This is a genomic window from Rathayibacter sp. VKM Ac-2762, assembly GCF_009866585.1.
Classification (GTDB): Bacteria; Actinomycetota; Actinomycetes; order Actinomycetales; family Microbacteriaceae; genus Rathayibacter.
Genome location: NZ_CP047419.1, coordinates 452,710 through 464,927 on the forward strand (window position 1 = coordinate 452,710; position 12,218 = coordinate 464,927).

The following is a 12,218-nucleotide window of genomic DNA, read 5'->3' on the forward strand; positions in this document are numbered from 1 at the left end:
CCCGCCACTAGCGTGGAGGGATGACCCCGACCGCACCGTCCCCGACCGGCGTCCGACGCCGGCGGGGCGGTGCGGTCGCCGTCGTCGGGGCGCTGGTGGCGCTCCTGCTGGGAGGGTCCGTCGACGGCACGCGCCTCGCCGCGGTGCCGTCCGAGCCGCAGACCGTCCGGCTGTGGACCTTCCTCCAGCCGGGCCCCGTCGCGGCCGACTTCGACCCGGGCGACCTGATCTCCGACGAGGTCTTCTTCGCCGGCGACGCGCTCGGACCGCTCACGGTGCAGGCGTTCCTCGACGCCCGCGTCCCCGACTGCGCGGGCGGGCCGGTGCCGTGCCTGCGCGACTACGCCGAGGACACCGCGGCGATCACGGCCGACGAGCAGTGCGACGCGCTGCCCGCCGGACGCGACGTCCCGGCCGCGGAGATCATCACCTCGGTCGCCGGCGCGTGCGGCGTGAATCCGGCCGTCCTCCTGGTGCTGCTGCAGAAGGAGCAGTCGCTCGTGACCGATCCGGAGCCGAGCGAGCGGCAGTTCCGCAGTGCCACGGGCTACGGCTGCCCGGACACCGCCGACTGCGACACGGACTCCTACGGCTTCGCCGCGCAGGTGTACGGAGCGGCGTGGCAGTTCCAGCGCTACCGGAACCCGGACTCGAGCTTCGACTGGTACCCGGTCGGCGCGGCCGGCGACGTCCGCTACTCCCCGGACGAGTCCTGCGGCACCGCCCCGGTGACGATCGCCAACACGGCCACGGCGGGTCTCTACTACTACACGCCGTACCAGCCGAACGCGGCGGCGCTCGCGAACCTCTACGGCGAGGGCGACGACTGCTCGGCCTACGGGAACCGGAACTTCTGGCGCATCTTCAGCACCTGGTTCGGCGACCCCCGCGGCTGAGCCGATCGTCTCGAGCCGGCTCGGCATGCCGGACGTCAGGCGGCGACGGGGGCCTTCGGGCGCAGGCGCTTCACGGAGACGCCGGCCAGCTCGCCGAGCTCGGCCATGCTCGCGGCGCCGTGCCGCCGGGCCGCGTGCACGACGATCGCGGCGCACGCCTCGGCGTCGGCCGACGCGTCGTGGTGGCGGAAGTCCTCGAAGCCCGCGGCCATGGCGACGACGGGGAGGCGGTAGGAGTCGAGCTCGTACGTCTTGCGGGCGAGCTGCAGCGAGCAGAGGTAGTCGTACTCGGGGTGCTCGAGGGAGGTCGCCGCGCAGGCTGCGCGGATGACGCCCATGTCGAAGCCGGCGTTGTGCGCGACGAACACGTCCTCGCCGGCGAAGGCCGCCAGGTCGGCGAACTGGTCGACCCAGGAGGCGGCGGCGTGCACGTCGTGCTTGCGGATGCCGTGGATCCGCGTGTTCCACTCGAGGAAGTCGTCGTACCCCAGCGGCGGGCGGATGAGCCAGCCGGCGCGGTCGACGACGCGGCCGTCGCGGACCTTGACGAGCCCGACGGAGCAGGCGGAGGCCCCGTGCGAGTTGGCGGTCTCGAAGTCGATGGCGGTGAAGTCGATGGGCACGCTCCAGCCTCTCACGCACCTCCGACGCCGCAGGGAGCGTCGCGCGCGCGTCGCCCCGAGCGGGCGGGAGCACCCGCCGGCCGCGGGCGGGCGCCTCCCGTTCCTCCGCGCCCCGCCCGCCCGGCCCTTCCGCCGCCACGCCGTAGGATGGATGCCCGTGGCTCTCACTATCGCAATCGTCGGTCTCCCCAACGTCGGCAAGTCGACGCTCTTCAACGCACTGACCAAGAACACGGTGCTCGCGGCGAACTACCCGTTCGCGACGATCGAGCCGAACGTGGGTGTGGTGAACCTGCCCGACTCCCGCCTCGAGGTGCTCGCCGGGATCTTCGGCTCCGAGCGCATCCTCCCGGCGCCCGTCTCCTTCGTCGACATCGCCGGCATCGTGCGCGGCGCGTCCGAGGGCGAGGGCCTGGGCAACAAGTTCCTCGCGAACATCCGCGAGGCCGACGCCATCGCGCAGGTCATCCGCGGCTTCGAGGACTCCGACGTCGTCCACGTCGACGGCAAGGTCGACGCCGCCAGCGACATGGAGACGATCAACACCGAGCTGGTCCTCGCCGATCTCCAGACCCTCGAGAAGGCCGAGGCCCGCTACGAGAAGGAGCTCAAGGGGAGGAAGATCGAGCCGATCGTGGTCGAGACCGCGAAGAAGGCGCGCGAGTTCCTCGACCAGGGCAAGCCGCTGTCGGCCTCCTCGATCGATCTGGAGCCGATCCGCGAGCTGGGCCTGCTGACCGCCAAGCCCTTCATCTACGTCTTCAACGTCGACGAGGCCGTGCTGACCGACGACGCCCGGAAGGCAGAGCTCGCAGCCCTGGTCGCGCCGGCGAAGGCGATCTTCCTCGACGCGAAGATCGAGTCCGAGCTGATCGACCTCGATGAGGCCGACGCCGCCGAGATGCTCGAGTCGACCGGCCAGACGGAGTCGGGCCTCAACCAGCTCGCGACCATCGGCTTCGACACCCTGGGCCTCCAGACCTACCTCACGGCCGGCCCGAAGGAGACGCGCGCCTGGACCATCGGGAAGGGCTGGACCGCGCCCCAGGCCGCCGGTGTCATCCACACCGACTTCCAGAAGGGCTTCATCAAGGCCGAGATCATCTCGTTCGACGACCTCGTCGAGACCGGCTCGATCGCCGAGGCCCGCGCGAAGGGCAAGGCCCGCATCGAGGGCAAGGACTACGTGATGCAGGACGGCGACGTCGTGGAGTTCCGCTTCAACGTGTAGGACGGCCTTGCTCGGCTCGAGGCGCCCGGTTCGCTCGGATCCCCGGATCCGCGAGCCGGGCGCTTCTGCACGGAGGTGCGGGATCGCCGACCCCGGGAGTCCGACACGAGGCCGGTCACGTCCGCGGACGTCCGCTCCGCCCGTCAGTTCAGCACGTCCCCGATCAGCCAGCTCGACAGCCCGACGAGGGTGCAGACGCCGACGACCACCCAGGCGACGGTCCGGCGGACCGAACGGGAGACCGCCTCCGAGCTGCGGGGAGTGGGACGCAGCGGCGGCGTGTACGCGGGCGGGACGGTGTAGGTCCGGGCCGGCGGGAGGAGTCGGGGGAGAGTGACCGGACGGCCGTCGACCCACTCGGCGGGCAGCTCCGCGGCCTTCGCGGCCTGCAGTGTGAGCTCGACCTTCAGCGGGGATCCGCGGAGGGAGGCGTAGGCGGCGGCGGTGAGGCCGAGGCTCGCGAGGTGGCGGAGGGTCGGGGTGAAATCCGCCGAGACGGTCGGGGAGAGCTCGCCCACCCGCTCGCCGTCGAGACGGAGCTCGACGAGGTCGCCGGCCGGGTGCAGGGTCACCAGCAGCAGGCCGCGGCCGCTCGCCGGGACGACCGTCGAGAGGCGGGCGAAGTGCTCGTCCTCGCGCAGGACCGGCAGGCCCCGCGACCAGGGGAGGATCGAGTGGCGCTCGACGGGCGGCTCGTTGAGCGGCACGAGCAGCTCGGGGGCGACCAGGGCGACGCGGAGGACGGCCCGCAGGCCCTCCTCGCCGCGCTCGACCCGGAGGCGCGCGGTCGTGACCGGGACGGCTCCGCTCGCCACGACCCGGTCGAGAGCGGCCCGGTGGGCGGAGGCGTTCGGCAGGTAGCCGAGGACGCGGCCGCCGGCCCGGACCGAGACGGCGTCGAGGCCGGTGGGGTGGTCGGGCTCGGGGATCAGGTCGACCTCGAGGGTCCGCTCGTCGATCTCGCCCTGCTCGAGCGTGCGGCCGATCAGATCGGCGATCTCCTCGATCCGCTCGGCCTCGGCGAGGGCGTCGACGCTCGGGGCGCCGTCGGCGTTCGGGAGCCGGTAGTCGACGCGCTCCGTGACGGGGGTGACGGGTGCGTCCCGCACCACCGCGGCACTGTCCTGCGCGGAGCGGCGCGCCCCGGTGAACCGCCTGCCGTCCCACCAGCGCATCTCGGCCGCATCGGCCTCGTCGCGGTACCAGCCCGCCGGCGCACCCTCGTCCATCGACCCCCCGTTCCTCCGGCGAACGAGTCTACGAGGAGGGCGGGAGCGTCAGAGACCCGGGTCCGTGGCGGCGGGATCCTCGGGGGCGAGCGCGGCCGCGGGCTCTCCCGAAGCGGGGCCGCTCCACGCACCGGACTCCTGCGCCCGAGGGCCGGCGATCCACTCCAGAGCCTCGCGGACGAGCATCCGGACGTGACGCGCGTGGCCGATGGTGACGGGGGCGGGATCCTCGAGGACCTCGAGCAGGCGCTGCAGCACGGCACGGCTCTGCAGTCGTGTCATGGGCCTCACGGTAGGGGCCCGGTCGCTCGGACGGTAGTGCCGATCCGCGACAGCGCACCCGTCTAGGCTCGCCACATGACTCGTCTCGACGGTGCCGTCGTCCTCGTCCTCGGAGCCTCGGGCGGCCTCGGCCGCCTCCTGGCCGATTCGCTGGAGGCGCGCGGTGCCGTCGCGGTGCGCTCGGGGCGCGACTCCGCGGCGCTCGGCGAGACACCCCTGGTCGCCGACCTGCGCGGGGAGGACGAGCCCCGGCGCGTGGTCGCCGAGGTGCTCGAGCGGCACGGGCGCCTCGACGGCGTCGTCGTGGCCGCGGGCGTCGTGGCCTTCGGGCCCTCCGCCGAGCTCGATCCGGCCGTTCTGGAGGAGCTGGTCGAGGTGAACGCGCTGGCGCCGATCCGGGTGCTGACCGCCGCGCTGCCGTCGCTCGTCGCGTCGGCGGGCGAGGGGCGCGAGCCGTTCGCGCTGACCATCAGCGGCGTGGTGGCGGAGGCTCCGACCGCGGGACTCGCCGCGTACTCCGCCTCGAAGGCGGCACTGCACTCCTTCGTGAAGGCCTCGGCCCGCGAGTACAAGCGGGCGGGCGTCCTCCTGCTCGACGCGCGCCCCGGCCACACCGAGACCGAGCTGTCCCGGCACCCGCTCGCGGGAGACGCGCCCCGCTTCGGCGCGGGTCTGGCGCCGCAGGACGTGGTCGACCGGCTGCTCGACGCGGTCGAGGGCGGCGAGACCGACCTGCCTCCTGCGGCGTTCACCGGCTGACGCCGTCCCGAGACGAGGCGGAGCCGGTCGATCCTCGCGGGAGCGCCCCGATCGAGCACTGCAGCCTCGGCTGCGTACAGCCGCCGTGATCAGCCTGCGCATCCGGCGGCCGGGACCGCGATCGGCGCGGCAGCCCGTCCGACCGTCCTCCCCGCAGACGCGGGGATACCCGCCGTTCACCGGAGCGTCGCACGGGCGCACTAGCGTCCCTCCGTGCCCGACACCGCCGATGACGCCCTCCGTCCCACTCCCGAGCTGCTCCGCACGCTCACACCCGCCGACGCGCGGGACCTCGTCGTGCTGGACGAGGACGACGACGATCCGGTGCTCCTGCGCCGCGACGGCACGCAGGTCGACACCTGGCGCGAGGGCTACCCCTACGACGAGCGGATGTCGCGCGAGGAGTACGAGGCGGGCAAGCGCCTCCTCCAGATCGAGCTGCTGAAGCTGCAGAACTGGATCAAGAAGCACGGGCGCCGACTCGTGGTCGTGTTCGAGGGGCGCGACGCCGCGGGCAAGGGCGGCACCATCAAGCGCTTCACCGAGCACCTCAACCCGCGCGGAGCCCGCGTGGTCGCGCTCGAGAAGCCGACCGAGCGCGAGGCCGGTCAGTGGTACTTCCAGCGCTACGTCTCGCACCTGCCGGCCGCCGGCGAGATCGTCCTCTTCGACCGCTCCTGGTACAACCGGGCCGGCGTGGAGCGCGTGATGGGCTTCTGCACGCCGGCGCAGTACGACGAGTTCATCCGCCAGACGCCGCTGTTCGAGCGGATGCTCGTCGGCGACGGCATCGACCTGGTGAAGCTGTGGTTCTCGGTCTCGGCGGAGGAGCAGCGCACCCGGTTCACGATCCGCATGATCGACCCCGTGCGCCAGTGGAAGCTCTCGCCGATGGACCTCGCCTCGCTCGACAAGTGGGGCGACTACACCGCGGCCAAGGAGGCGATGATGGCGGCGACCGACACCGCCGACGCTCCCTGGACCATCGTGAAGAGCAACGACAAGAAGCGCGCCCGGCTCGAGGCCATGCGCTACGTCCTGAGCCTCTACGACTACGACGGACGCGACGAGGAGGTCGTGGGCCCGCTGGGTCCGGACCCGCTGATCGTCGGATCGGCCGCGGACGTGTACGAGCGCGGCGAGCACGCCGCGACGAGCTGACCGGGGGGACGGACATGGGGGAGTCGGGGATCGGCGCGGAGCTGCCGGGGGTGCACCTGCGCTGGCTGGCGCTCGACGAGCAGACGCTGGACGCCGAGCGGCTGCTGCCGCTGCTGAGCGACGAGGAGCGCGAGCGCTACGCCGGCACGGTCGCCGCGTCGGCGGCCGAGCGCTTCGTCTTCGGGCGGGTGCTCCTGCGGATGCTCGCGGCCGAGCTCACGGGGACGCGCGCGTCGGAGGTCCGGGTCGTCGCCTGCTGCCCGCGCTGCGGGGGCGCGCACGGCCGGCCGCGGCTGGAGGGACGCGGGATCGCGCTCGAGCTGCTGTCGGTGAGCATCGCGCACTGCGCGGGCGCCGTCGTGGTCGCGGCGAGCAGCGCCGGTGCGGTCGGCGTCGATGTGGAGCCGACGCTGGGCTCGCCCGAGCGCGGGGAGCGGATCACTCGCATCGCCGGGGCGCCCTTCGCCACGGGCGGGATGCGCCCCGCCGACCCCGTCCTGCACTGGACCCGGATCGAGGCCGCACTGAAGGCGGACGGCCGCGGGCTCGAGCTCGACCCGCGCCGGGTGCACGTGCACGAGTCGCACCACGCGGCGGAGGCGCGGATCGACGGCGTCCGCTTCCGGCTGGCCGAGCCGCAGTTGGACCCCGCGCTGCGGGTCAGCGTCGCCCTCGGGCCGATGGGGGACGCGGGCGCCGGGCCCATCATCGGCTGGCGGCGCGAGCACGGCGACGCGCTCGCGGACTCGCTGGTGTCAGCGCCGGGACGGTAGCGGCGGCAGCTCCTCGTCGAGGAGCCAGGCGTCGAGCAGATCGTCCACGCCCTCGCCGAGGACCTCGGTGCAGAGCTCGCGGAACTCCTCGTCGGTGACGGCGGCGGAGGCGTAGCGGGACGTCCACTCCCGCAGCAGCCGGAGGAAGGGCTCGTCGCCGACGGTGAGCCGCAGCGCGTGCAGGGTGAGCGCGCCGCGCTTGTAGACGCGGTCGTCGAAGAGCGCGACCGGCCCCGGATCGGCGAGTACGAGATCCTGCGCCGCGGCCCGCAGCACCGCGTGGTGGCGGCGGGCGCAGGCGTCGGCGGTGGCGCGGCCCGACTCCTCCGACCACAGCCACTCCGCGTAGCAGGCGAACCCCTCGTTGAGCCAGATGTGGCGCCACCGGGCGATGCCCACGCTGTTGCCGAACCACTGGTGCGCGAGCTCGTGCGCGATGAGGCGCTCCGAGCCGCCGCGGCCGTCGGCGTGGTTGGCTCCGAACACCGCCATCGCCTGCGCCTCGAGCGGGATCTCCAGCTCGTCCGCCGTGACGACGATGCAGTAGCGGGCGAAGGGGTAGGGCCCGAACAGCCGCGTGAACAGGGCGAGCATGCGCTCGAGCGGAGCGAAGTCGTGCGCGACCCGAGCGGCCAGGGCGGCGGGGCGGGCGAGGGTCACCGCGACCCCGGCGAGCACGCGCTCCTCGATCGCGTAGCGGCCGATCTGCACCGAGGCGAGGTACGCGGCGCTGGGCTCGCGCTGCTCGTAGAGCCAGGTGCGGCGGCCGGAGCGGGCGCTCGAGTCGACGAGCACCCCGTTCGCGAGCACGGCGTAGCCCTCCTCGGCGGTGACGCGCAGGCGGTACGGAGCCTTCTCGGCGACGTCGTCGTTGCAGGGGAACCAGGTGGAGGAGCCGGAGGGCTGCGAGGCGACGAGCACCCCGTCCTCCAGCTCCTCCCAGCCGAGCTCGCCCCAGTGGCTGGCGCGGGGGGCGGGGTGGCCGCTGTACTCGATCTCGACGTCGACGCTCTCGCCGGCGGCCAGCGGCTCGGCGGGGGACACCCGCAGCTTGTGCGGCGCCTGCTCGTGGCGGGCGCGGCGTCCGTCGATCCGGACGCGGGACACGCGGAGCCGGGAGAGGTCGAGGGAGAACCGCCGGAGCGGCTGCAGCGCGACGATCCGCAGCACGGCCCGGCCGGCCAGGCGGTTCGAGGCGACGCGGTAGTCGAGGTCGAGGTCGTAGGACTCGACGCGGTAGCCGGTGTTCCCGATGCCGGGGACGTAGGGGTCGCCGGCGGTCTCGAGCCCGGTCAGCGCGGGGCTCACGCGACGGGCGCGTGGTAGTCGGCGACGCGCACCTCGCGCCACGGGCCGATCGGGTTGCCGCTCCAGCGGCTGCCCGCGGGCACGAGCTCCCCCCGCATGACGAGCGAGGCGGGGCCGACCGTGCCGTGCTCGGCGATCCGCGCGGCGGGGAGGATCACGCTGTGCGGGCCCAGGGTGGCGCCGGCGTCGAGGCTCACGAGATCCATGCTCATGATTCGATCATGGAACAGGTGCGTCTGCACGACGCAGCCCCGGTTCACGGTCGCTCCGTCGCCGAGCGAGATCAGATCGGCCTCGGGGAGCCAGTAGCTCTCGCACCAGACGCCGCGTCCGATCCGGGCGCCGAGGCTCCGCAGCCACCAGACCAGCGCCGGAGTGCCCGCGGCGGCGTGGGCGAACCAGGGCGCGGCGACCATCTCGGTGAAGGCGTCGGCCAGCTCGCTCCGCCAGACGAACGAGGACCACAGCGGCTGCTCGCTCGGCTCGACCCGCTGTATCAGGATCCACTTCGCGGCGGTGGAGACGGCCGCGGCGACCGCCCCGGCGGCCAGCAGGACGACGCCACCCACGAGCGCGGCGAGCACCGACCCGAGCGTCTGGATCAGCGCCAGCAGTCCGGCGACCACGCCGAGGCCGATCGCGACCGAGACGACCACCGGGACGAAGCGGCCGAGCTCCCACGCGATGCGGGCCGCGCGGAGTCGGCGGGCGGGACGGAAGGTGCGCGCCGACTCCGCCTCGACGACGGTGCGCCGCAGCCGCACGGGCGGTGAGCCGAGCCACGACGAGCCCGCCTTCGACTTCCGGGGCGCGGAGGAGAGGACGGCGACGAGACCGCCGGCGGGCACGGTGTGACCGGGAGCCGCCATGCCGGAGTTGCCGAGGAACGCGCGCTCGCCGATCTCGGCGCGGGCGAGCCGCATCCAGCCGCCGCCGAGCGCGTAGGAGGCGACGAGCGTGTCGTCGGCGAGGAACGCGCCGTCGCGGATGGTCGTCATCGCGGGCAGGAGCAGCACCGTCGAGGCCTCGACGTCGCGTCCGACCTTCGCGCCGAGGAGCCGCAGCCAGACCGGGGTGAACAGGCCCGAGTAGAGCGGGAAGAGCAGGACCCGCGCGGAGTCGAGCAGCCGCTCCGTCGACCAGACCTGCCAGCCGATCCGACCGCGCACGGGGTGGGTGCCCGGCTCGACGCCCCGGCCGAGCAGGCGCACCAGGACGACGACGAGAGCGGCGAGGACGACTCCGGAGACGGCGACGGCGGGCACGAGGGCGACGAGAGCGGGCCCGAGCGCGGCGCCGAGGCCGGCCGAGCCGCGCACGGCGGCGGCCACGACGGCGAGCCCGCCGCGAGGCGAGGACCGGGACCGCCGCGAGGCCGACCGCGGACGCTCCGTACGCCCAGACCCAGCCCGGGCGGCGCGCCGGGCGCTCCGAGGGGAACCCGGCGTTCGCCCTGCCGAGCCGCTGGGCGGGGGATCCTCCCCAGCGCTGCCCGGCCGGCACTCGCCCGAAGACGGCCGATCCCGGCTCGATCTGCGCGTGCTTGCCGATCCGGGCGCCGGGGAGGAGCGTGCTGCGCGCGCCCACCGTGCTGCCGGCGCCGACCCGGACGGCGCCGACGCGCAGGACGTCGCCGTCGATCCAGTAGCCGGAGAGGTCGACCTCGGGCTCGATCGCGGCGCCGCGCCCGAGCGTGAGCATCCCGGTCAGCGGAGGGAGGGAGTGCAGGTCGACGTCGTCGGCGATGCGGGCGCCGAGCGCGCGGGCGTAGTAGGCGACCCAGGGCGCGCCCGCCAGGCTCACGGCCTTGAGCTGGAACGCGATCTGCTCGGCCAGCCAGAGCCGGAGGTGCACGCTCCCGCCGCGCGGGTGGTCTCCGGCTCGGATCCCGCGCAGCAGGGTGCGCGCGGCGAGGACGGTGAGCCCCATCCGCCCGAACGGCGTGAGGAAGAGCGCGAAGGCGGGGATCAGCGCGGCGAGCGGAGCGGTGGGCAGCCAGCCGAACCCCGGCACCAGGTCGAGCACCGCGGTGACGCTGAGGATCGCTGTGATCCAGCGGGCGCTGCCGAGCACGAGCAGTGGTGCGCCGAGGAGGGTCTGCAGCACGCGCATCCTGAGGGGGACCGGCGCGATGCGGTGAGCGGACACCTCCGCAGCGCCGGTCGAGCGGCTCTGGATCTCGGCGGCCATCGCCGCGAGACGCGGGTGGGCGTAGACGTCGGCGACCGTGAACTCGGGGTCGCGCTCGCGGATCCGCGCGACCAGCTGGGCGGCGGCGAGGGAGCCGCCGCCGAGGTCGAAGAAGTTCGCCCGCTCGTCGACCGGCACGCCGAGCACGTCGCGCCAGAGGGCGGCGAGCCACGCCTCCTCGGGGTCGAGGGAGGCGTCCTCGGTCGTGCCCACGGCGAGCGGCCAGGGGAGTGCGGCGCGGTCGACCTTGCCGGAGACGCGGGTCGGCAGCTCCTCGACCACGGCCAGCAGCGGCACGAGGGATGCGGGCAGCTCCTCACGCAGGCGGGCGAGCGCCGCGTCGCGGTCGAGCTCCCGGCCGCCGGCGAGGGCCAGGTAGCCGACGAGGACCTGGTTGCCGGCCGCCGTGGTGCGGACCGCGGCCGCCGCCCCCGAGACTCCGGGGAGCGCCTGCAGCGCCGCCTCGACCTCGCCGAGCTCGATCCGCCGACCGCCGAGCTTCACCTGGTCGTCCGCGCGCCCCTGGAAGATCAGGCCGGCGCTCTCGAAGCGCACCAGGTCGCCGGAGCGGTAGGCCCGCTCCCAGCCCAGGAGCGGTGCCGGCGCGTACTTCTCGGCGTCCTTGACCGGGTCGAGGTAGCGCGCGAGCCCGACCCCGCCGATGACCAGCTCGCCGACCTCGCCCTCGCCGACCCGCTGCCCGTCCGCGTCCACGACGGCGAGCCGCCAGCCGTCCAGCGGCAGCCCGATGCGCACCGGGGGAGGCCCGCCGAGGGGCGCGGCGCAGGCGACGACGGTGGCCTCGGTCGGCCCGTAGGTGTTCCAGACCTCGCGGCCCTCGACGGCCAGGCGCTCGCCGAGCTCCGGCGGGCACGCCTCGCCACCGAAGATCAGCAGGCGGACGTTCTCGAGCGACTCCGCGGGCCAGAGCGCCGCGAGGGTCGGCACGGTCGAGACCACGGTGATGCCGTGCGTGGTCAGCCAGGGGCCGAGGTCCATGCCGCTGCGGACCAGCGAGCGGGGAGCGGGGACGAGGCAGGCGCCGTGCCGCCAGGCGAGCCACATCTCCTCGCAGGACGCGTCGAACGCGACCGAGAGACCGGCCAGCACCCGGTCCCCGGGGCCGAGCGGCTCCGCCTGGAGGAACAGGCGCGCCTCGGCGTCGACGAAGGCGGCGGCGGAGCGGTGGCTGACCGCCACTCCCTTGGGGGTTCCGGTGGAGCCGGAGGTGAAGATGATCCAGGCGTCGTCCTCGAGCGAGGGCGGCTGCAGCAGCGGGATCGACGCCGTGCCCGGTGCGGCGCGCTCGCGGTGAACAGGCGCGCGGCCGGCTCGTCGGCGCCGGTGCGCTCGAAGCGGCCGGAGCCGGTGATCACGCCGCGGACGGCGGCCTCGCCGAAGACGAGGCGCGCCCGCTCCTCAGGGTCGTCCGCGTCCACCGGGACGTACGCGGCTCCCGCGGCGAGGACGGCCAGGATCGCGAGGTAGAGCTCGCGGGAGCCGCTGGGCATGCGGATCCCGACGCGGTCGCCGCGTCGGACCCCTGCGGTGGTGAGCTCGCCCGCGAGCTGCACCGTGCGGGCCAGCAGCTCCCGGTAGCTGAGCGCGCCGGCCGGGTCCTCCAGGGCGGAGGCGTCCGGGTGGCGCTCCGCGGTGTCGCGGAGGACGTCGACCAGCGTGCGGGGAGGCGGGGTGGCCGCTCCGGCGTCGAGCACGTCCTGGGGGCCGGCCGTCTCGGTCACGTCTCGTCTCCGTCCCGGCCGCGC

9 protein-coding genes and 1 pseudogene are annotated in these 12,218 nt (G+C 74.4%); 5 read left to right on the forward strand and 5 right to left on the reverse strand.

Annotation, left to right across the window (positions count from 1 at the left end; genetic code table 11):
* The first annotated feature begins 20 nt into the window (after window positions 1–20).
* Window positions 21–896 carry a hemagglutinin gene (locus GTU71_RS02200; RefSeq protein WP_159939208.1) on the forward strand — a complete coding sequence of 292 codons (876 nt, stop codon included), beginning with the start codon at window positions 21–23 and terminating at the stop codon, window positions 894–896.
* A gap of 35 nt (window positions 897–931) precedes the next feature.
* Here GTU71_RS02200 and GTU71_RS02205 read toward each other — a convergent pair whose 3' ends face one another.
* Window positions 932–1,519 carry an exonuclease domain-containing protein gene (locus GTU71_RS02205; RefSeq protein ID WP_104224410.1) on the reverse strand — a complete coding sequence of 196 codons (588 nt, stop codon included), beginning with the start codon at window positions 1,517–1,519 and terminating at the stop codon, window positions 932–934.
* Window positions 1,520–1,676: 157 nt separating this feature from the next.
* Here GTU71_RS02205 and ychF point away from each other — a divergent pair, with 157 nt between their 5' ends.
* On the forward strand, window positions 1,677–2,750 hold the full coding sequence (gene ychF, locus GTU71_RS02210; protein WP_104222958.1) for a redox-regulated ATPase YchF: 1,074 nt from the start codon (window positions 1,677–1,679) through the stop codon (window positions 2,748–2,750).
* Window positions 2,751–2,893: 143 nt separating this feature from the next.
* Here ychF and GTU71_RS02215 read toward each other — a convergent pair whose 3' ends face one another.
* Both GTU71_RS02215 and GTU71_RS02220 read right to left on the reverse strand, forming a co-directional pair.
* On the reverse strand, window positions 2,894–3,979 hold the full coding sequence (locus GTU71_RS02215; protein ID WP_159939209.1) for a DUF2510 domain-containing protein: 1,086 nt from the start codon (window positions 3,977–3,979) through the stop codon (window positions 2,894–2,896).
* Between the two features lie 48 nt (window positions 3,980–4,027).
* Entirely contained in the window at window positions 4,028–4,261 is a 234-nt protein-coding gene (locus GTU71_RS02220; RefSeq protein ID WP_104345335.1) for a hypothetical protein, read from the reverse strand.
* A gap of 75 nt (window positions 4,262–4,336) precedes the next feature.
* Between GTU71_RS02220 and GTU71_RS02225 the strand changes: the two genes are divergently transcribed.
* The 3 genes from GTU71_RS02225 to GTU71_RS02235 all read left to right on the forward strand — a co-directional run bounded on the left by GTU71_RS02225 (window position 4,337) and on the right by GTU71_RS02235 (window position 6,954).
* A complete protein-coding gene (locus tag GTU71_RS02225; RefSeq protein WP_104255094.1) occupies window positions 4,337–5,020 on the forward strand; it encodes an SDR family oxidoreductase in 684 nt (227 codons plus the stop codon).
* A 300-nt stretch (window positions 5,021–5,320) separates the two neighbouring features.
* On the forward strand, window positions 5,321–6,181 hold the full coding sequence (gene ppk2, locus GTU71_RS02230) for a polyphosphate kinase 2 (protein WP_244230712.1): 861 nt from the start codon (window positions 5,321–5,323) through the stop codon (window positions 6,179–6,181).
* Window positions 6,182–6,195: 14 nt separating this feature from the next.
* Window positions 6,196–6,954 carry a hypothetical protein gene (locus GTU71_RS02235; RefSeq protein WP_104345334.1) on the forward strand — a complete coding sequence of 253 codons (759 nt, stop codon included), beginning with the start codon at window positions 6,196–6,198 and terminating at the stop codon, window positions 6,952–6,954.
* Here GTU71_RS02235 and GTU71_RS02240 read toward each other — a convergent pair.
* Both GTU71_RS02240 and GTU71_RS02245 read right to left on the reverse strand, forming a co-directional pair.
* Window positions 6,937–8,262: a M1 family metallopeptidase gene (locus tag GTU71_RS02240; RefSeq protein ID WP_244230614.1), complete on the reverse strand. Its 1,326-nt coding sequence runs from the start codon at window positions 8,260–8,262 to the stop codon at window positions 6,937–6,939. The genes GTU71_RS02235 and GTU71_RS02240 overlap by 18 nt on opposite strands.
* Window positions 8,259–12,194 (reverse strand): annotated as a pseudogene (locus tag GTU71_RS02245) (Pls/PosA family non-ribosomal peptide synthetase). Before GTU71_RS02245 ends, GTU71_RS02240 begins: the two are co-directional and overlap by 4 nt.
* Between the last annotated feature and the right edge of the window lie 24 nt (window positions 12,195–12,218).

Bases quoted from the DNA above. Each gene is read 5' to 3' on its own strand.
- GTU71_RS02200 (WP_159939208.1), top strand. From the start codon at position 21: ATGACCCCGACCGCACCGTCCCCGACCGGCGTCCGACGCCGGCGGGGC.
- GTU71_RS02215 (WP_159939209.1), bottom strand. From the start codon at position 3,979: ATGGACGAGGGTGCGCCGGCGGGCTGGTACCGCGACGAGGCCGATGCG.
- GTU71_RS02220 (WP_104345335.1), bottom strand. From the start codon at position 4,261: ATGACACGACTGCAGAGCCGTGCCGTGCTGCAGCGCCTGCTCGAGGTC.
- GTU71_RS02225 (WP_104255094.1), top strand. From the start codon at position 4,337: ATGACTCGTCTCGACGGTGCCGTCGTCCTCGTCCTCGGAGCCTCGGGC.
- GTU71_RS02235 (WP_104345334.1), top strand. From the start codon at position 6,196: ATGGGGGAGTCGGGGATCGGCGCGGAGCTGCCGGGGGTGCACCTGCGC.